The sequence below is a fragment of the Alkalihalobacterium alkalinitrilicum genome (genome assembly GCF_002019605.1).
Classification (GTDB): Bacteria; Bacillota; Bacilli; order Bacillales; family Bacillaceae_F; genus Alkalihalobacterium; species Alkalihalobacterium alkalinitrilicum.
Genome location: NZ_KV917368.1, coordinates 327,225 through 348,302 on the forward strand (window position 1 = coordinate 327,225; position 21,078 = coordinate 348,302).

Sequence of the window (21,078 nt, forward strand, 5' to 3'; positions counted from 1 at the left end):
GCCTAAAATATTTCCATCTCTCAATGTATATAAAAGCATTGTTAATACAAAATGATAAATAGATCTATTTTATGACCAAAGGAGAACTAAATGGACATTGCAGAACAGCTAACGAATTTACAGTTACTAAACCAGTTTTGGATTATTTTCCTTTTCCTAGTACCCATCGTACTTATCGCTAGAACGGTTGTAGCTGGGACGAGGTATTCCCCCATTTTAATCATTGTGATTTTTGGGTTAGCAATGGGTTATATTTTGGAGTTTAGTGGGGTGTCTACACCTGGCCTTATTAACTTTCCATTTATTGATTTAATGGCGAAAACAACAATCATTGCGCTTACGGTTTCATTCTTTGTGGGCGGACAGGAGTTACGAAAAATTTTAGGTAAAAAGGCTTTAGATATAGACGATATGGTGGTTCCTTCTGATGAGGAGTTAGTGCTTGGGACAAGTCGCACTCAACTATTTTTCATTGTAAGAGCTTTTTTTCTTTTGCTCGGAATTGAAGGGGCGGGACGTTTTTTACTCGGCACAAGTTCAGACGATATGCTCGCTTCGTATTACCCCGTAGTTGCTTATATAGGTATCGTAGGTGCGGTAATCCTAATTGATAATAAAGCTGAGATTTCGAATAAACACCTCTATTTGCGAAAGGGACTTATAGAGATTATTGGAATCATTGGCATTCTCCTTGGTTCGTATTACGTGGCTCAGTTAGTGTTACCGATCATTGCACTGCCACAAATCTTTTTTGCTATGATGATTTCAGCAGGCCTCGGTGCGATTTTTTATCAATGGACGTTTGGGCCAACTTTACGAGCTCTTTTATTTGCTGGAATACCTATTGTACTTGCGGCAAACTTTCTTATTGGAGGTTCGCGGATTGGTGATGCTTTTGGTATACCTGGTGTGAATGCAGTCTTAGTTTATAGTTTCTTTGGCCAGCTTTTATGGATGTTTGGTGGAATTGCACTGCTTATGTACTTTGCTCGAACCGTACATGTTCGTAATATTGCTCCTGGTATGGCTGGAGCACTTTCACACTCAGGACTTACGGGGGCTTGTACAGCTGGTGATTTTGGAAAAGTAGCCGCCACTCGTGCTCCTATTATGATCAATATTCCTTTTTTCGGTCATATCTTTGTCTTCTCTGTGCTTGCTGTGAGTGCTAACCGTGGAAGCTTATGGGTCATACCGACCTTCCTTCTTGTAGCAATAGGCGTTTTTCTGACTGTTTTATCGTTAAAGAACTTACGAAAAGCAAATGGGGAAGAACGTCATGAAGTAACAGCACTTATGCAGTTTTCATTTGGCTGGCAAATTTGTGCGGTATTTGGAGGTCTTGCTTTTCTTTCGCTAAGTACGCTTGCAATGGATTATGCAGCGATGGCACAAGCTTCTGCGATTTCTCACTTTGGCTTATTTGCAGCGATTCAAGGAGGAATGTTTGGAGATGAAGCCGCGTTGCTTATTCCGTTTATATTTTCAATGCCGTTCCTTGTTCATCCAATGGTGTTTTTAATGTTCGGCAGGGCAATGGAGAATGGCGGAAACATGGCAGTAAAACCAGTATATGCGTTGACAACAATTGGACTTATAGGTATTATTTTGGCCCTTTTTATATAAGCAGGGCTCTATTTTATCCCACATCAATGGGTAGTAATACTCTCACTATAAGATTTCGAGGAAACAAAGACAAAGAAGGAGAAGTGGGGGGAAATTGTAACAAATACGCCACTTCCTGTGGTAGTCTGTTTGACCCAGATCGTGTGGTCCTCAGCTAACCATCAGTGGGGAAAAGGAAAACCCTCACTGATGGAAGTTTAACTTTATGGGAAAAAGTTTTAATTATCAGTCTAAAATTAAAATAGAGTCTGAATGGTAAATTCACACTCCTAAACTACAAATAATTTAGTACTTCATTAAATAGGTTTTGCTCATTTTGTCGTAAAGGGTCCGTCTATTTCTTCCAAAGGATAAAATAAAGGTAGGGAGTAATACCAGTTTCCAACACTCGCGTTTTATATAATGCCACTTCGTAATCTCTTGTCTATTTTCATCTACTAATGTAAGATCCGCAATCATCATTCCAATCGTTCTTCTTTTAAATGCTGGATATATGACTTGGTAAATAAGAAAAACAGCAGCAATAATAGCATAGTTTATAATGAATAAGTGCGGTTCATTTTCCCAAATATCTTGACGTGCTCGTTCAGGGTCCCCAATAAAAAGAGATTCTGTGGTTGTCATCATCCATAAAGTTGTGAGGGCTGATGTCATATAAAGGACCATCGTAAGAATTACAATATCGTAAAATAATGCAATGAATCGGATCCAGCCCCCTGCACGTAAATCTGGATGTAAAAACCTTTCTTGTAATTCAGGATCATCTCTTAGCTCCATTCAATTTCCCCTTTCTACATCTAACCTAAAAATTTGTAAAATTGTATATATTTTCTAAAAAATATTATAGTGCTATTTAATTAATCAGTCAAATTTTAATTTTTTGAAAATAGTGTTTGGAAAGTGAAACTATCTTTTGCGGCACCGAAGTTGAATTCTTAATAAACATATTTTTTCATATATGGCCTGAAAGAATAAGATCGCTACTATTCATAAAGATATTGCTATTCTATTAACAATTTATAGAATAGGAAAATATTACATAAAAAAATTGTCGGAAAATTATGATAATATAAAAACAAAGGGTTCACAAGGAGGGAAAAACATGTCTAAGAAGTTGATTTTATTGTTAATTTCATTCGTTGTTGTAAATACTATTTATTCCTTACATGAACAAAATAAAGCAAAGTATACATGGCAAAGCAAAAGTGAGTATTTTGCAACCAATGATATGATAACGGTTACATCCTATAATATCCGTTATGGAAAAGGTATAGATAATCGTGTGAATTTAGAACGAACAATAGAAACGTTACGTTCTTTAGATGCTGATATTATTAGTTTACAAGAAATAGAGAGGTACAGTATTCGTTCAAAGTTTCAAGATCAAGTTAGATTAATTGCTGAGGCACTTGATATGAATGCCACTTTTTATCCATCCCTATCCTATCCAGGACTTTATTATGGTAATGCCATTTTGTCCCGTTTTCCTATTAAAGATACTGAATTAATTACTTTTAAAAACAGACGTGAAGATAGGTCAGCCATCCTATCTAATATTCAATTATCGAATAAACAATCGATTTATGTTTTAAATACACACTTAGGATTAAATCGAGAAGAACGTTTACAAGCTATTGAGATGATCCATCAAAAACTTAATAAAATAGAGGGTCCAATTCTTTTAAAAGGTGATTTGAATTCCCTACCAAAGAAACAAGAATATGAAATTTGGAATTCATACCTCTCGAAAAGTAACGAAGGAATGCCAATCCAAACCTATTCTAGTCGAGATTGGCAAATTGATTATATTTTTCACAGTAAAGAATTCGTTGTGAATCAGACGAGTGTGTTACAAAGCGAGGCATCCGATCATTATCCTATAAGTGCGGTTTTGTCATTACAAAATATTTTTGAAGCGGATCCAACTATTTCTGTATTTAGCAACGATCCTCACTATTAATACAATTGAATTTTAGCTTGGCCTATTTCAAACTTTTCTTCATTCCTTTAACGAGGTAGCCACCTCTAAATTTACGAGGTTCGTACGAAATGATAAACGCTTTTGGTTCAAATTCTTGTATGATAGTCATCACTTCATCTTCACGGTTCCGTTTTGTGAGGATTTCTAAGTGATATCTAATTCCATCCCGTCCTTTGCCTTCAAAAATAGTTACACCAAAGCCTTCATTCCTTAATGTATTGATCAATTCATCATTATGATGTAGCAAATTAACGGCAAGTGTTGTGTACCCAATGGCTAATTTATTTTCAATTTTTCCACCTAAAAAAATGCCCACGCCGAAACCTAGTGCATAAGTTATCATTTCAGCTAGATTTTGCTCGCCACTAAGGACAATAGACAAACCAAACACATAGACTAAAGCTTCTAAAAAACCAAATGCGGTCGCTGTCCCCGTTTGGTTTTTAACAACAAAAATAATTCTTAAGGTTAAAAGGGGAACTAATATGATCTGAAGTACAAATATTAAGATGATATTTTGCATAATAGGCCTCATTCGTTAAGAAATAGAAGTTCAAATTGACCATTTATCCCGCAACAACTGGCAGTAATACCCCCACTTCAAGACTTCGAGGAATCAAAGAAGGATAAGTGGGGGATAAACTGCGAGTAAGTGCCCGATTGGTTCAACTAACCATCAGTGGGGGAAGAGGAAAACCCCTCACTGATGGAGGTTTCGCTGTATTTGATAGGTTTAATATTTCCTTAAAGAACTTGTTTTATTAGAAATTGTACGTTTTTTCGTTGATTTGTTCCTTATTTTTTGTAGTTAAGGGATTACTTTCAGTTCGCTTATTTACCTTACCGAAAATATATTTACCGTGTTCCCATTTGTTCATATAATAAATCGTTATAATCGAACTAATCGTACTAAATACGAATAAAAACAAAATATAATACCCGATAGGAAAGACAAGGTAGTTTGGATATACGAAATCTACGAGTGAAAGAAAAAACATATGCAACAAATAAATACCGAAGGAATATTCATTGACAGTAAGAAGAAAACCAGGTATTTTGCGCACCTTCTGTGCAATGTAAAACAAAAAGAAACACATGACGGTCGTATGCAGGAGAAGGTCAATTCGTTTAGAGCTGTGAATATTAATAAAATCAGAGTGATAGAACATTAATAATAAAAAGCTACTAATTAAAGGACTAATCAAAACAAGCCATTTAAATTCATGAAGTCGCTTGATAAAGTTCTCGAAGTAATAGCCACAATAATACCCTAAAATAAAATAAAACACCCAACCAAAGAAAGGTACCCAATAAAAGCGATTCCAAATATATTCCCCAGCAGGGATATTTAAAGGTTCGGTAAAGTTAAAAATGGCTAAGTAACTAACATTGATTAAAAGTGCGACTGTTACTACTATTTTAGGATTCCACCTCTTAAGATGCTCATGAAAGAGCATGTGGATTAAGTAAAATTGAAAAATAATTAATACAAAATAGCCATGAAAATCACCGATAATAGTGTTTAATAAAAATTTAGTTACGCCATTTTCGAGTGTATTCGCATGGGGAATTGTATAAAATAGAGCCATGCACAAAAAGGGGAGGAAGATCAATTTAAAGCGTTTCCTGAGAAAGTTTTTTGGTAATGCTTTATTTCGGTACGAGTACGCAATTAATAATTCTGAGATAAAAATAAACATTGGAGTACCATAGTAAAGGAGCACATGGATAGAGTCAAAAAAACCTCTAGTCCAAGCTCCTATATGATTACCTGATAAAGCGAAGCCAATGGAGTGTAAAAATACAATGCTTAAACACGCAATGCTGCGTACTATAATGACTTCATTAATCGTTTGATTTTGTTTCATCTTTTATCCCACCAGAAAAACGACTGGGCCTGATTAATTTGATAATGTCGTAAAGGGTAAACAAAGCTTAAGACCCGATTTTCAAAGTGGACCAAATTAATTTTCCAATTTGAAGCCATAATTTTATCAGCTAACTTAAGGGTCAAATACCCAAATATAATGCCACCGAATATATCAATAACCCAGTGAATGCCTAAATAGACTGTCGAGATGATAATACCTGAATTTAAAATAGTAAAGAAGTACTTAATCGGTCTTGACGATTCTCTCCAAGCTAACAAAATCGTTACCGTTGCAATCGATGTGTGCATACTTGGAAATACGTGGTTTAAGCTAGGGATGACAGGGTCTGTTATTGTACGGTATCCTGCAATTGGATCAGTAAACTGATAGCCGAACCACTGGTTTTGGATCCACCACACTTGATGGCCATCGACCCAGAAATGGAAAGGCAAAATCAAAACGTATTGTAAGAAATGTCCAGCAAACATCGCCAAAAGTATTTTTCGCGGCTGGCCCGTGAGTAAATAATAAAGCGCTAATCCAAACAGACAAAAGACAAACCCGTGAATGTAAATATATACAAAAAAACGGTCCATAATGGGTGTGGCAAACTGTCTTAACCACATTCCATCATTGAATGGTATGGAATTGAGCAGGGGATTAATATACAATTTCCATCCAAACAGCCCATTAGGGTTCGCTAATTCCCAAATGAGCTGCCATACATGAACTAAAAAAGTTGTTAAGTTTGCGATGAGGAAAATACTTAAGAAAATGAACGATTTTTTTAAGAGTTGACGATCAAACTTAAAATATTTATAAGAAAGTAAAATCGGATATAGCAATAATAAAAAGAACTGAAATCTTTCCCATTGACTTGGTAAGATAAAAATCAAAGCAGTTAACGGGATCATTAAATATAAAGATGTCCTTGCCATTTTTACTTGCTGCATACTCTCTAACTGATGACTTATCATAATTCTCACCCATTTTTTTAGTTGGTAATGGGGATTTTACAAGAAAGATGTAATCAATCTTTTATCAAATTATTAAAAATCTATGAAATGAGATTACAATATGTTTACATTGTAGGTTTGTAGTCGTTTTCTAGATGTTCGTTTATTGGAAAAATGACTGTAAATGTTGTCCCTTCTCCAAGTGTACTTTCTACAGTGATCTCACCGTGATGCAATTTAACGAGCTCCTTTACGATGGACAAGCCTAACCCTGTTCCACGTCCTTTTTTATTTCTAGCACGATCGACTTTAAAAAATCGATCCCAAATTCGTTTTAAATCATAAGAAGGAATACCGATTCCTGTGTCCGTTATTTGTACAATAATGTGACCGTCTTTATTAGTGATGGAAGCCGTAATTGTCCCGTTATCTGTAAATTTATTCGCATTGTGTAATAGGTTTTTAAATATTTGTTCGAGCCTAATGGAGTCACCTAAAATGGGTGGTATGTTTTCTTGAACATGAATTGAAATTTGATTTCCGTTTTCAGTTGCTGAAGGTTCAAGATGAAGGCAGACTTTCTTAATCACTTCATCGAGCTGAACATAGTAAAGATCTAAAGTTACCTCGTTTTTTTCAAACTTAATTAATTCCATTAAGTCACTAACTAAATGGTTGAGATATTCCGTTTCACGGTGCATGATTTGATAATATTTTTGTTTAGAGTCTTCATCTTTTATTAAACCGTCCTGTAGAGCTTCTAAAAAGCCTTGAATTCCTGTTAACGGAGTTCGTAATTCATGTGAAATATTGGCGATAAAGTCTTTTCTTCTTTGTTCAAGTGAATCTCGTTCTTTTTCGATTTCATTTAACTTATCAGCCATGCGATTAAACGAAATGACAAGCTGACCGATTTCATCGGGAATATCGTGATTGACACGTTTGTTGTAATTTCCTAAAGCTATTTCGTTAGCCGCTTCTTCAACACGTTTTAACGGTTTCGAGATGGACCAAGATAAGTAGGAGACTAAAAGCCCTACAATTAATAGCACACTAATAATGGCCCAAAGTACTATTTCTCTAATGTTAGTTACTGTTGTTTTCAATCCAGCAATAGGGGAATGGAGAATAATACCTCCATAAATTTGTTCGTTAGTTCCCCAAGGGACAATCACAGAAAGCATCGTTCGTTCTTCTTCCTCAATTTCCATGACCTGAATACTATACCTGCCTTCGAGGATATCTTGCATAATACTAGTGTTAATTAATTCTCCAACAAACAAATCTTGTTGGGAAGAAGTTGCGACAATTTCTCCTTTTTTATCAACTAGCCAAATAGTAGATTGTGAAAATTGACCTAGTTTTTCGATTGTCTCTATAATGTCTCGAGTTATTTTATCGCTATGGAGGATTGCTCCATTTATATTTCTAGCTTGTGTGAGCATTTCTTGTTTCTTCTGATTTGTAATGTATTCCTTTGTGGACATCGAAATGACGATTCCGATAATACAAAATCCCAACAGGAACACCGTCAGAAAGCTTATAAGTAATCGACGAAATAAACTGCGGTTAAGCCACTGCATACAAATTATTACGCCTCCCGTTGTTAGTTTTTATTTTGGAACTGATACCCGACTCCCCAAACGGTATGAATACAATGAATTTCGTGTTTCGCAAATTCTGTACGGATCCGTTTAATATGAACATCAACGGTTCTAATATCACCGCCGAAGTCAATTCCCCAAACACGCTCTAACAATTGATCTCGAGTGAGTACCGTATTGATATTTTGAACAAGATAGAGCAATAAATCAAACTCCTTTGGCCGAAGAAATAGTTTTTCTTCTTTAACTAAGACTTGTCTACTTTTCACATGGATTGAGAAATTGACAAATTGATAAATTTGTTGATCACTTGTCACTTCATTTGAATTTTTATCTGGTAACCTCCTAAAGATGGCTTTAATTCTAGCAATAATTTCTCTTGGACTAAACGGCTTAGTGACATAATCATCTGCACCAATTTCGAGTCCGAGGATACGATCAATTTCTTCACCTTTTGCTGATAACATAATGATAGGGACGTCGGTTTTACTTCGAATCTGCCGACACACTTCATAGCCATCTATATCAGGCATCATAATATCTAATAAAATAACATCAGGGTTAGTGGATTCATATAAAGAAAGGGCTTCACGGCCGCAATTCGCTTCAATTACACGATAGTTATTTTCTGTAAAAAATAATCGAATGATTTCACATACATTTGGATCATCATCAGCAACAAGTACGGTAAGTTGACTCAAAACGTAACCTCCTATTTTAAAATCAAAAAAATTCTTACTTCTAAAATACCATAATTTGTAAATTTGTTCTAACAAAAGAAATCACCTTATTATATACATTCTATGTTTACAATGGATCATAAAGTAACAACAGTACATAATTTTACAAAACAGGCTTGAATAGTTTATTTAACGCTAATTTTTTAGAGTTAATAAGGAACGAGTCAGTAAACCAAGCTTTACATGACGGTCAATACCCTTTAAAATCCTTTTTATTGGAAAAAATGAATCCAGAGGTGATGATAAGGTGTACCGTATTTTTTACATATTAATAATAGGGGTATTTTTGATTGGACTTGCTGGTTGTGCTGATGATAATGAAGACTCTATGGAAAAAGATGAAGTAGAGGTTATTGCCATTATAAATGAAGAGAAAATTTATAACCGTGAGTTGGATCACCTAGTTGAACAAACAAAAAGGATGTATGAAGAACAGGGGTTAGATACGGATGATGTACATCTTCTCCAACAAATTGAGGAGCAAATAGTAGAAGATTTAATAAATCAGGTGCTAATATTACAAGCTGCTGAGCGAGATGGAATGAATGATGAGCATATCGAAGAACAAATCAATGAAATCAAATTACAATACGAAGATGAGGCAGAGTTTCTTCAAGAATTAAAAGCAAACGATATGACGGTGGAAGATCTAAAACAAATGATTAAGATTGATCTTTATATAGAAAGTCATTTGCAAAACATCGAAGTAACAGCAGAAGAAGTAGAGGATTTGGTTATGGAATATAATAATTTCACAGAAGAAGACATCAATGTAGAAGAGGTAAAACCTTTGATTGAAAGCGAATTAACACAGCGAAAACGGGGAGAGGAGTTCAATAAGTTAATAAATCAATTAAAGGAAGAAAGCGATATTCAAATTTTCCTATAAAGAATGAAATGAAAAAGACACTATTGGTTTAGTGTCTTTTTCATTTCGTTAACAAAATGGGGTTTCTTTTTTTGTTGACAGTTTGCCATTTTGTCTTATACCTGTCTCTTTGTATCTAATTTACTTGGTTCTGCTTTTCTAGTTTTTTGTAACGATATTGGTGCCCTTAACACTAAATCTAACCAGTTGGAAAATTCGTATGGTGCAAATGGTGACGTGTAATAGCTACCAAAGCTACGCAGGCCTACAAGGTGAATGTTAATTAAAATGTAAGATATTACAATTCCAAAGAGTCCAAAGAGTGCAGCTGCAATCATTACGCCAAACCGTAACATTCGGAATGTAATACTGATGTTATAGGCTGGTAGCGCGAAAGAAGCGATCGCGGTCAAGGCTACGACAATGACCATGATCGGACTGACAATCCCAGCACGAACGGCGGCATCACCAATGACGAGGCCACCAACGATACCAATCGTTTGGCCGACGGGACGTGGTAACCGAACCCCTGCTTCGCGTAATAATTCAATCGTAAACTCCATTAACAACGCTTCAATAAAAGCGGGGAAGGGTACACCTTCACGCGAACCCGCTATGGACAGCGCTAATGTAGTTGGTATCATACCTTGGTGATACGATACCATCGCTATATAAAGTGCAGGGAGGAACATGGCAATAAATGCTCCAACATAGCGGAGGATTCGAACGAACGTTCCGATTTGCCAGCGGTCATAATTGTCCTCTGGGGATTTAAAATACTCTTCAAATGTAAGAGGAGCAATCATGACAAATGGTGTTCCATCAATAATCACAACCACTTTGCCATTTAACAGCTGAGCACTCGTTTTATCTGGTCGTTCCGTTCGAAGGAGTTGGGGGAAGGGGGATAAAACGTTATCCTCAACAAATTGTTCAAGGTCCCCAGTTTCAGCGACATCATCTATATCTATACAAGCAATTCTATAGCGCATTTCTTCAACAAGCTCTTCATTTGTAACCCCTTTAAGGTATACAAGTGCGAAATCACGTTTAGATCTTCTTCCTAAATGACCAAATTGTACGGTTAAATTCGGGTCCCTAATTCTTCTACGTAGTAACATGACATTCGTATGTAATACTTCATTAAACCCATCTCGGGGTCCGCGAACGACAATTTCACTTTCCGGCTCCTCGATGGATCGTTGATTAAATTGACGGGTTTCAAATAAAATGAACTTCGGAATCCCATCAATAACCAGTAATGTTTCCCCAGACATGAGCGGAAGGATCGCGTCATCATATGTTGTTTCTACTGATAGTTCGATAAAGTTTGTTACTTGTTGTTCCAAAAAGTCAAGGAAGGCATCGCCCTCTAAATTTTCTACACCGTCATTAGAAAAATAAATAAGGGGCTTTATAACCTTGGATTCAATTCCGTTTTCATCGGCTAATCCATCGATGTAAAATAATGATGCTTTAATTTTTCTACCGATGAGAAAATCACGTTGAACGACATCATCACTCTCCCCAACAATATTTTTGATTGAAGTGATCATGTCGTCTAATACAGGCGAGACTTCGAGTTCGACATTATTGCTTTTACGAACTTTATCAGCATTTAATTTCTTTAATAACTTTTTATACATTTACTTCACCTCCTGTACGGTTTTATTCCAATTTTTCGTTTAACATGTAATGACGAATTTTAACGAGCGCATTCACGTTCACTTCGGCGTCTTCGAAAGCGCCACCTTCACCATCCCAGGCATCATCAACCGTTTTCCAATAATCGTATTGTTGTTGCCGTACTAAATTATGAAATCCGAAAACATCAGTGTGAAATTCGTTTTGCATCTTATCTATAATTCTATCCACTTGTCTTTGGATAGCTTTTTCTACATGTCCTTCAAGTTCTCGAAGGGTTTCTTCATCACTTATTTCAACACCATGCAACCAACTTTCCCCGAATGCTCCTTCTGCTCGTATTTCTACATCAAAAATATTTTGATTATTTTCTCGTCGATAATCGATTGTTGTTGCCATCGTTATGACTTCATATATAAAAAACTCAGCTTCGCTTTCTTTATATTCGACTTCAATCACTCCGTTATTAGCTTCCCCTACGACCCAGTTATATCCTTTAACATCTTCTTCACCGAGCCAACCAAGCATGGTGTTTTCTCTCCCAAGAAATACAGCTGCTCCACTAATTTTTAAGTCACCATTTGGTGGAGAAACGATCCGTGGTATTAAAAAACTATGACCACCAGTAATATCCGTCGAAATTTCACCAATGGTCTTTGGTGCAATCATTGGGAGAGCAGCTTCGTGATTTTCCGTAATGTCGACAATAGATGTAGCAATTAACTCTTCTAAAGGTAATTTATTACCTAGTACTTTGTTCGTATCTCCCTCCGTGATATAGAGATAGGATCTTCTACGCATTTCATGGTCACGAATGTAAAAGTCGGCAAGATGTTCGAGCATGGGGTTCCCTCTTACTAATTTTTCATTAATGACAATTGCTTTAAGATGTTCAAAGTTTAAGCGCCGACTTCGTCTAGTTGCAATTTGACGAACCGCCTTAAAGTTAGTAAATCCCGTAGTCGTTATTGTAAAAAAAGAGCGTCCAGATCTGCCTCCTTCTTGGGCTTCGATTTTACTTGGGATAGCGACATTAAACGTGACGTTAAATAATTGATCATGCTCAGGTTTACGACTAATGCGCTCACCCGTTTCTCGTTCATATTGTCTTATTTGTTCTTCTTCATTTTCAACGGGATCAAGGCCAACAGCCATAAGGAAACCTATTTCTTCAATTTCCGTAAGATCCCAGCAACTCACTAGTAATGGAGTACAACATACAATGAAAAGAGTGAGATAAATATTTTTTTTCATCCTACATCCCCCTCGGCATCTGACTGTTTCTTTTCTGCTTTCTAAACCACACGGTAAGATAACCAACCATGATACTTGTACAAAATAAACTTACTCCTAGCCATCCGATCCAATCTGCAAATGTAAACAACTCGGCTATTGAAACTGGAATAAAAGCAATAATAAAAGTAATAAAAGTAATAATGGCTAGAACTAAACCTTTGTTGGTTAATCGAAATGTACTTGTAACGATTTGAAGTGTAATTAATTCTGCAATGGCCATCGTATTAAATATTGTCATAAGCCATATCGTGATCATTAACGACTCTAATCTTTCAAAAAAAGCGCCAGGAACTTCAATTTCTTTTACGGATTCAACGGTTGGAAAAGTAATTGTTTGTGTACCTTCAACACCTAAAAGCGAAACGACAATAATAAATGTGGCTATATATATGAGCGTAATAAATCCAATGGCAATATTTAAAGGAAATGCTCGAAGATCTGGTTTTTTCATATACATCATCCAAAATATTAAAATCTCAATTCCTAAAAAAGATAACGATATTTCAGAAACACCCTGTATAACGGGCATAACTCCATCACCCATAACGGGTAGCATTCGCTCAATTTCTATATTAGGTAGATTTGCAATTAACAGAATAACAACTAAAAATATAGTGATTGGGAGAAACATGAGACTCAGATGGACAACTCCTTGAACCCCTTTAGTTACGGCATAGGTGGTCGTTAAAAGGATGATTGCAGCTAAAACTTCTGATGGTGTTCGATCGAGTAAATACATTTTGACTACGAATGCCAATACACGGGCTTCAAAGGCTAATAGCGAAATGAAATAAACGATAAAAGATATCAACATAAGGTTAGCCATCCATTTCCCTAACTTTCCCTGTTCCAAATAACTAAAAAATGACTGTCCTGGGTATTGTTGTTGTAAGCGAACGTAAAGATATATTAGGATCATAAAAATTATTCCTGATATCGCGATAGAAATCCATCCATCAGGTGAATCTATTGCTGCTGTTAGGCCTCTAGGAATCGTTAAAATTCCGACACCAATGATGACTGACATTAAGACGATTGCCATCTCTAATGGGGCAATTTGATAATTATCTTCGGTACCCATCGTTTGCCCCTCCAATACTAAAACATTTTCCCAGCAACAACTGGCAGTAATACCACCACCTCAAGACTTAGTGGCATCAAAGAAGGATAAGTGGGGGATAAACTGCCAGTAAAAGCTTAATGAACACAGACTAAATGCGCCAGGTCCTGTGGCAACGTGTTGTGACCCACATCGTGTGGGCCTCAACAAACCATCAGTGGGGGAAGATAAAAAACCCTCAACGATGGAAGTTTCATTTTATCCTTACGATTACATTTGACTGCTTTTCTCAACAGAAGAATTATTTCGTTTATTCCGCAACCAAACGGTTAAAAACCCTATTATGAATAAAAAAATTAATAATCCAACACCGAAAATAGCTAAAAAATTGCCTAGTGATTCTAACTCTGTGATTGAATCGGGAATGAAAGCAGCGAGAAAAATAACAAAAAGAATAATAGCAGGAATGCTCGATCTGTGCTTTTGTGTACCAATAAATTGTTCATAAACGACTTTGTGAATGATTAAAAGAATGTTCGCCATGGTTGTAAAAATAGCCATAATATATACCGTTAAAAAGAGTGACTCTAAGCGTTCAATAAAGGCACCGATTAATTCAATTTCTTTTGCTAGTTCTATTGATGGAAATGTAATAACCTTCGTCATCTCTAATCCAAATATGGCGTAAGTCGTTATAGTTAGAAAAGTAAAGGTTAAGATGATGATGAGCATATATAAATTTAGTGAAAGCGGACGATAAGTAGAGACTTCCATATGGGACATAAAAAAAAATAGTAGGATAATTCCGGCAAACGAAAACATCGGTGCTAACACGCCCTCTATTATAGGTCCAATTCCTTCACTCATGACTGGGGAGAGTCGACCAAAGTCTGCTTCACCTAAATTAAAAATAATCACTGAAAATAAAGCGAAAAAAATAAAGGGCGTAAACATTAAATGAATATGGACAATCCCTTGCACACCTTTTGAGGCAGCATAAGTAATGACGAGAAGTATTATGGCAACCACCACTTCAGAAGGAGTTTGGTCAATTAAGTACATCTTTACAGCCATTGCTAAAAGTCTCGATTGCAAACTAACCAATGTAAGAAAGTAAAAAATAAATATGAGGCCGATCAGTTTTGCTCCCCATTTTCCAACTTTACCTTCGGCTATATATTGAAGGTACGTTTTTTGAGGATAGTTTTGTTGTAAGCGAGTATATAAGTAAATGGCGAACATCGTAATAATGCCTGCTATTAAAATGGAAATCCATCCATCTGTCGTACCTACTGCATTTGCTAATCCTCTAGGTACTGTCAAAATTCCAATACCTAAAATTAACGATACTAATGAAATCCCCATTTCTATTGGACTAATTTGATAATTTTTCTTTCTGTCCATTTAAAATACTCCTTCAAGACTTCGATTGTTGGTCTTTGCTTGATTGCCCCAGCATCATTTTTCGTTTCTTTTGGTTCTCTTCCTCCATATATGGTAATTTAACAATTTCTTCAAGTTTTTTTGTAACATATTGAAATAATAAGACAATGAGTGCAGACCCTAAAGCCGTCCAAAATACAGCTCGTTGTGGCAAAAAACCTAAAATGCTATCCAAGAATTCATTCATTACAATCACCTAACTTTAATGGTTTTGTTTACAAATTTTTCTTAGTTTATCTCAAAATTACTTAAATTATGAGCTGGGATTCTGCTTATTAAATTATTTAGTTAAATCCTAAATAATTCAAAAAGGTAAAAAGGTAAAAAAGATTTTCAAATGACGAACAAGGTTCCTAGCACCATTTTTATTATGAATAATGATTGCGGAAGCAAGGAACAGTAAAAGAATGGAAATGAGAGTATAAAGTCTTTCAAGTTATGAGGGATAGTTGAAATGAATTATATTAAATTTAAAGGTAACCTGCTTAGAAAGTACCGTTCAAAACCAATAGAGAATAGTAACACGAACAAAGAAGAACCACTTTCAAGTGACCTAAAAAAAAATATAGAACGAATTTCTACTGAGCTTGGCAATAGCGATGATTTAGTGATACGAAAAATTAATTTAGGTGGTAAGGAAAGGTTTAAAGCTGTCATTTTCTTCATCGATGGTATTGTTGAAGATGCTGCCGTTCATAAAGTAGTCGAGGCGTTATTACACGAAGGTGATAGTTCTTCAATACAACGAGTATTACAGCTTTATCCTGAAATTACTGAGCCGCTTATTCATAATGTATTAGAGATTAGTGAAGCTTCAGAAGTTATTGAAATGGATACGTTATTTCACCAATTGTTAACTGGAAATGCTTTGTTGCTGATGGATGGAATAAATACCGCGATTTCAATAGGAGTTGAAGGCTGGGAAAAGAGGTCGGTTGAAGAACCACAATCTCAAACTGTTGTCAAAGGACCGAGAGATGGATTTACAGAAGATTTCCGTACAAATACATCACTTATTCGTAGAAGGATTAAATCACCTGATTTATGGATTGATAGTGTTGTTGTAGGAAGGGTTACAAAGACAAAAGTGGGAATCGCATATATTAAAGGAATTGTAAATGACAAAATCGTTGACGAAGTTCATGAACGAATTGAACGTATTAATATTGATAGCATTTTAGAATCAGGCAATATTGAAGAATTAATTGAGGACCAAACGTTAACCCCGTTTCCAACAATTAATAATTCTGAGCGACCTGATACGATTTCTGCAGGAATCCTTGAAGGTAGGGTTGCCATCATCGTTGATGGAAGTCCATTTGTATTACTAGTTCCAGCACTCATAACGGATTTCTTCCAGTCAGCAGAAGATTATTACCAACGAGCTGATATCGCAACGCTCATTCGAGTCATTCGATATGTGGCATTTTTTATCGCTTTACTTGGACCGTCTATTTATATTGCGATCCTTACATTTCATCAAGAAATGGTACCAACGCCACTATTGATAAGTATTGCAGCACAACGAGAAGGTGTTCCTTTCCCGGCTTTTATTGAAGCATTGTTGATGGAAGTCACGTTTGAAATACTTCGAGAAGCTGGAATTCGGATGCCAAGAGCCGTAGGACAAGCGATGTCTATTGTTGGGGCCCTCGTATTAGGAACGGCTGCGGTCGAAGCGGGGTTCGTATCTTCAGCGATGGTTATCGTTGTTGCGATAACAGCTATTTCAAATTTTGTCCTCCCAGCGATAAATATGGCGATATCGGTACGAATGATTCGTTTTATTATTATGATAGGAGCAGCGGCTTTTGGATTGTTCGGTATTATCGTATGTATTATTTTATTTGTTCTTCATCTATGTAGTCTCAGATCCTTTGGCGTTCCATACACTGCACCAATGGCCCCTTTTGTTAAAGAAGATCAAAAAGACGCTATTTTCCGACTTCCGAAATGGGCGCTGTTAACAAGACCACGCCTAATAAGTCAGCAAAATAATGTTCGGGAAAAAACTATGTCGAGAATGCAGCCTAAAGCGTAATCTAACGTAAACTAGTTCACCTGTGAAACCTAATATAGGAGTGGTAAGTGGGGGAAGTTGATGAAACGACCTTTTAAAGTAGCTATTTTCATATTAATTGTTCTTTATTCGTCGGGTTGTTGGGATCAAAGAGAACTAAACGATCTCGGAATTGCAACTGCGATCGGTGTGGATCAATCAGCTGATGGATTAATTTTGTCAGTACAAGTCATTAACCCTGGCCAAGTCGCAACAGGTGGTAATGTTGGTATTAGTCCATTTGACTCAACGGTTACGACGTATACCGCTGAAGGAAAAGGTTTTTTTGAAACGTTAAGAAAACTAACGAAAGAAGTTCCTCGGAAAATCTACCTTTCACATCTGCGAATGATTGTATTTGGTGAGGAGTTTGCTCGAGAGGGCCTTTATCCAGCTATCGATTTCTTAGTAAGAGATCATGAAATGCGTATTGACTTTTATCTTGTAGTTGCTAAGGATATGCAAGCTCGAGACATTTTAACAACGTATACTTCTCTTGAAAAAATTCCAGCCAACAAAATGTTTAATGCACTAGAATCATCTGCAGCCAATTGGGCAGCAACCGAAAATGTTTTTCTCAATGACTTAGTAAGTGACATTATGAACCAAGGGAAATCCCCTGTTTTATCTGGAATTTCCGTTGAAGGACGAAACATGGAGCAAAGGCAATTACCGATAAATGCACAACGGATGTCCCAGTTCAATGTACTTCAATATAAAAGCCTTGGTGTGTTTAAAGAAGATCGCTTAATTGGTTGGCTGACTGAAGATGAAAGTAAAGGGTATAACTTTATTAATGGTACAGTACAAAATACAATCGTACGAATATCTGACGTCTGTCAAAAAGAAGCTGAACATTTATCTGTTGAGATCCTTCGAAGTGAATCGGCAATAAAAGCTAGTGTTAACAATGGGAAATCAGCTATTCATGTAGAGGTGAATGGTGAAGCAAATATCGCTGATGTTGAATGCGAAATCGATCTGCAAGATATTGAGCAACTTTACTCAATAGAAGACGAGGTTAACCGTGTAATTGAAAATTATATGAAACAAGCTCTTCAGCGAACTCAAACAGAATTAACCAGCGATATTTTTGGATTCGGTGAAGCTCTAAAACGAAACAACCTTAGCTATTGGGAGACGGTTAAGGATAACTGGGATGAGGAGTTTGCAAAGTTGGAAGTAAACATGCAGGTTGATATTAAGATTAAAGGATTAGGAGTACTTCAAAATCCATTCCCCTATGAGAAGTGGCGAATTGAAGAAGGTGAAGAATAACAATGGCAACTAGTTTTCTCATTTTATTATTTGCATCCATATTGGCATATATAGAAGTTACAAGGCTATTAAAGAGAAAAATGAAGAAAGAAGCATGGTCTTTTTCAATTTTACTACTTTTTTCTGTATCCCTGGCGATTGCCTTCGTTTTAGATGCCGATATTCCGAATCCACTAAAATTACTAACATTGATTTATCAACCATTATTGAGCTAGTAATACATAAGAAAACTATCGCAAAAAGGAGGTTTATCGCTGTGTTAGACAATGGCAAAATGAGTGCAAGACAGTTTGCGGTACTAGTTACATTCTTTTCCATTGGAACCTCTATTTTAGTCATTCCGACTGGACAAGCGCAACAAGCGGGTTCAGATGCATGGATATCCTCACTAATTGGGATTTTGTTTTGTGTTATCATCGTTATTCTATATATATACTTGAGTCGTTTGTTCGGCGAAAGGTCGTTCATTTGCTATTTGGAAAATACTTTAGGCAAATGGATCGGGAAATCAATTGGCTTACTTTTTGTTTTCTTTTGTTTTATAGGTACTACAACGAATTTACCTTACATCGGATACTTTTTAACAACGAACATATTAACAAGTACACCGATGATTGTCATTCATATCATCTTCTTTATTTGTGTCATTTACGCTGTTCAATTAGGAATCGAAGTCATTGCAAGGACGGCTGAAATCTTTTTTCCATGGTTTATGTTGTTATTTACCATTTTTTGTATTTTTTTGATGCCAGATATTAACATCGAAAAAATTCAACCGATACTGCAAACGGATTTGATAAGCCTAATAAAAGCAGGCTTCTATCTTGCGAGCTATTCAGCGATGCCTGCAATTGTCTTTTTTATTTTTTTTCCAAATAAGATGAACACACTCAAAGGCTCACAACTTGCCTTTTTAATAGGAATGATTAGTGGCGGGTTAATTATTACCGTTGTTGTTTTTCTATGTATTTCTGTTTTAGGCCCTAAAGTAACGGCCAATCTATCTTACCCTAGTTACTCATTAGGAAAAATTATTAATGTGGGTGACATTGTTCAACGAATAGAAGTGATAATTGCAGTAATGTGGTTTTTTTCTATATTTTTTAAAATGGCGATTTACTTTTATGGCTGTGTTGTGGGGTTAGCAGAAATATTAGAATTGAAAGAATACCGGACGATTTCATGGCCGCTTGCCATTTTTGTTATTGTTTTTTCTGTGATTGTGTATCCGAATTATATTTTTATGAACGACTGGGATGGTGCGACTTGGCCGCCTTATGTGCTGACAATTGGAATTGTTTTACCAATCCTATTAGTTTTAGTAGACAGGCTGAGGGCAAAAACATCGAAACAATCGGCTTAGGTTCTAGAACGATACATTGATTAATAATAAATTTTTTCAATGCAAAAAGCCTGTATTAATTAGTTAAAACTCATTAAATATTAAAAGTAGCATTCGCAGGGGAATAACTTACGAATGTTTTTTTTATGAGGCATATTTTATAATTATTGTCTCAATTGCTACATGATTAGCTGGTCTGTCCAACAGTAGTCAATTAATTATCTCAATTAGTTAAATTTACAATTTTCAGATATTAAATTGACAAATTGTAAAATGTGGATTATTCTAAAAACGCTCAGTTGAACAAAATTACACCATTGCACAATTGTTACGAGAAAGGAGGATATTGTTTGCTACAAGAACGGTTTCGTTTAATGGCAAAAGTTTGTCAGCTGTACTTTGTAGAAGGCTTAAATCAACAAGCAATTGCGGATCACTATGGAATTTCGAGAACACAAGTTAGCAGGTTAATTAGTGCAGCTAAGACAGAAGGTATCGTTGAAATTAATATACGTCATCCATTTGGACATGTATCCGAAATGGAAAAGGAATTGGTCAAACATTTCCAACTCACTGATGTGGTTTTAGTAGATACGAATGGTGTTGATGAGCTTGTTGCAGAAATTTTACTCGCACAAGCTGGTGCCGCTTATTTAGAAAATATAATAAAAAATGAGTACATAATTGGTGTTATGGCTGGGAAATCGATTGCAAATCTAGCGCAAGAAATGACAGACATATCAAAAAAGAACTTACAATTTGTACCGATGATTGGTGGATGGGGTTCAGAAGGTACGGACTGGCATGCAAATGCGAATACTACAAGGTTTGCAAAAAATGTGAAAGGTAGTCATTGGCTCTTAAATGCTCCAGCAATTGTGAGTTCCAATGACATACGAAACCACCTTATTCAAGAACCTGAAATTTTAAAAATCAAGAAATTATTTCAAAAAATTGATGTTGCACTTATCGGTATTGGAGAAATTTCTGAATGCGCTACTTTTGTTCAGTCGACGAATATGGGGCTTGATCAATTAAGAAGCATTTTGGACAAGGGTGCCGTTGCTAGTATTTGTACTTCTCTAATAAATGCTAATGGGGAAGAGATTGATACGGTTTTTGCTCAACAAATGATTGGGATTTCAAGTGAAGAATTAAAGCATATTCCAAATGTTATTGGTACCGCAAGAGGAGAACATAAAGTGGATGCCATTTTAGCGGCGGTTCGTGGGAAGTGGATCGACGTTTTAGTGACCGATTTAAATACAGCAAAGAAAATGCTAGAACAAGAAAATATAAATATATAATGG

19 protein-coding genes are annotated in these 21,078 nt (G+C 36.0%); 8 read left to right on the top strand and 11 right to left on the bottom strand.

Features of this window, described 5'->3' with window-relative positions; genetic code table 11:
• Nucleotides 1-90 precede the first annotated feature (90 nt).
• Nucleotides 91-1,626 (top strand): hypothetical protein, encoded by a 1,536-nt coding sequence (locus tag BK574_RS01635; RefSeq protein WP_078427210.1) that lies wholly within the window; start codon nt 91-93, stop codon nt 1,624-1,626.
• A 285-nt stretch (nt 1,627-1,911) separates the two neighbouring features.
• Here the strand turns inward: BK574_RS01635 and BK574_RS01640 are convergent, their stop codons facing one another.
• Nucleotides 1,912-2,403: an RDD family protein gene (locus tag BK574_RS01640; protein WP_078427211.1), complete on the bottom strand. Its 492-nt coding sequence runs from the start codon at nt 2,401-2,403 to the stop codon at nt 1,912-1,914.
• 325 nt (nt 2,404-2,728) lie between these two features.
• On the opposite strand from BK574_RS01640, the gene BK574_RS01645 reads away from it, so the two are divergent.
• A complete protein-coding gene (locus BK574_RS01645; protein WP_078427212.1) occupies nt 2,729-3,586 on the top strand; it encodes an endonuclease/exonuclease/phosphatase family protein in 858 nt (285 codons plus the stop codon).
• 22 nt (nt 3,587-3,608) lie between these two features.
• Here the strand turns inward: BK574_RS01645 and BK574_RS01650 are convergent, their stop codons facing one another.
• The 5 genes from BK574_RS01650 to BK574_RS01670 form a co-directional block, all read right to left on the bottom strand.
• Nucleotides 3,609-4,130, bottom strand: coding sequence for a DUF2179 domain-containing protein (locus BK574_RS01650; RefSeq protein ID WP_078427213.1), 522 nt, complete (start codon nt 4,128-4,130; stop codon nt 3,609-3,611).
• A 238-nt stretch (nt 4,131-4,368) separates the two neighbouring features.
• A complete protein-coding gene (locus tag BK574_RS01655) occupies nt 4,369-5,475 on the bottom strand; it encodes an acyltransferase family protein (RefSeq protein ID WP_078427214.1) in 1,107 nt (368 codons plus the stop codon).
• Nucleotides 5,472-6,455: a phosphatase PAP2 family protein gene (locus BK574_RS01660; protein ID WP_078427215.1), complete on the bottom strand. Its 984-nt coding sequence runs from the start codon at nt 6,453-6,455 to the stop codon at nt 5,472-5,474. Before BK574_RS01660 ends, BK574_RS01655 begins: the two co-directional genes overlap by 4 nt.
• Before the next feature lie 104 nt (nt 6,456-6,559).
• A complete protein-coding gene (locus tag BK574_RS01665) occupies nt 6,560-8,017 on the bottom strand; it encodes a sensor histidine kinase (RefSeq protein ID WP_078427216.1) in 1,458 nt (485 codons plus the stop codon).
• A 23-nt stretch (nt 8,018-8,040) separates the two neighbouring features.
• Nucleotides 8,041-8,739 (bottom strand): response regulator transcription factor, encoded by a 699-nt coding sequence (locus tag BK574_RS01670; RefSeq protein ID WP_078427217.1) that lies wholly within the window; start codon nt 8,737-8,739, stop codon nt 8,041-8,043.
• Nucleotides 8,740-9,025: 286 nt separating this feature from the next.
• On the opposite strand from BK574_RS01670, the gene BK574_RS01675 reads away from it, so the two are divergent.
• On the top strand, nt 9,026-9,667 hold the full coding sequence (locus tag BK574_RS01675; RefSeq protein WP_158211487.1) for a SurA N-terminal domain-containing protein: 642 nt from the start codon (nt 9,026-9,028) through the stop codon (nt 9,665-9,667).
• Between the two features lie 95 nt (nt 9,668-9,762).
• Here the strand turns inward: BK574_RS01675 and BK574_RS01680 are convergent, their stop codons facing one another.
• From BK574_RS01680 to BK574_RS01700, 5 genes are all read right to left on the bottom strand, one after another.
• Nucleotides 9,763-11,292 carry a spore germination protein gene (locus BK574_RS01680; protein ID WP_078427219.1) on the bottom strand — a complete coding sequence of 510 codons (1,530 nt, stop codon included), beginning with the start codon at nt 11,290-11,292 and terminating at the stop codon, nt 9,763-9,765.
• Nucleotides 11,293-11,314: 22 nt separating this feature from the next.
• Nucleotides 11,315-12,544 (bottom strand): Ger(x)C family spore germination protein, encoded by a 1,230-nt coding sequence (locus BK574_RS01685; RefSeq protein WP_078427220.1) that lies wholly within the window; start codon nt 12,542-12,544, stop codon nt 11,315-11,317.
• A 1-nt stretch (nt 12,545) separates the two neighbouring features.
• Nucleotides 12,546-13,667 (bottom strand): GerAB/ArcD/ProY family transporter, encoded by a 1,122-nt coding sequence (locus tag BK574_RS01690; protein ID WP_078427221.1) that lies wholly within the window; start codon nt 13,665-13,667, stop codon nt 12,546-12,548.
• Nucleotides 13,668-13,916: 249 nt separating this feature from the next.
• On the bottom strand, nt 13,917-15,050 hold the full coding sequence (locus BK574_RS01695) for a GerAB/ArcD/ProY family transporter (protein ID WP_078427222.1): 1,134 nt from the start codon (nt 15,048-15,050) through the stop codon (nt 13,917-13,919).
• Nucleotides 15,051-15,063: 13 nt separating this feature from the next.
• Nucleotides 15,064-15,276, bottom strand: a complete 213-nt coding sequence (locus BK574_RS01700; RefSeq protein WP_078427223.1) for a hypothetical protein — start codon at nt 15,274-15,276, stop codon at nt 15,064-15,066.
• A gap of 267 nt (nt 15,277-15,543) precedes the next feature.
• Between BK574_RS01700 and BK574_RS01705 the strand changes: the two genes are divergently transcribed.
• The 5 genes from BK574_RS01705 to BK574_RS01720 all read left to right on the top strand — a co-directional run bounded on the left by BK574_RS01705 (nt 15,544) and on the right by BK574_RS01720 (nt 21,075).
• Nucleotides 15,544-17,130, top strand: a complete 1,587-nt coding sequence (locus BK574_RS01705; RefSeq protein ID WP_078427224.1) for a spore germination protein — start codon at nt 15,544-15,546, stop codon at nt 17,128-17,130.
• 60 nt (nt 17,131-17,190) lie between these two features.
• Nucleotides 17,191-18,426 (top strand): Ger(x)C family spore germination protein, encoded by a 1,236-nt coding sequence (locus BK574_RS01710; protein WP_078427225.1) that lies wholly within the window; start codon nt 17,191-17,193, stop codon nt 18,424-18,426.
• A 2-nt stretch (nt 18,427-18,428) separates the two neighbouring features.
• Nucleotides 18,429-18,641: a hypothetical protein gene (locus tag BK574_RS26810; RefSeq protein ID WP_142247857.1), complete on the top strand. Its 213-nt coding sequence runs from the start codon at nt 18,429-18,431 to the stop codon at nt 18,639-18,641.
• 41 nt (nt 18,642-18,682) lie between these two features.
• Nucleotides 18,683-19,789: a GerAB/ArcD/ProY family transporter gene (locus tag BK574_RS01715; protein ID WP_158211488.1), complete on the top strand. Its 1,107-nt coding sequence runs from the start codon at nt 18,683-18,685 to the stop codon at nt 19,787-19,789.
• Between the two features lie 329 nt (nt 19,790-20,118).
• A complete protein-coding gene (locus BK574_RS01720; protein ID WP_078427227.1) occupies nt 20,119-21,075 on the top strand; it encodes a sugar-binding transcriptional regulator in 957 nt (318 codons plus the stop codon).
• Nucleotides 21,076-21,078: the final 3 nt, after the last annotated feature.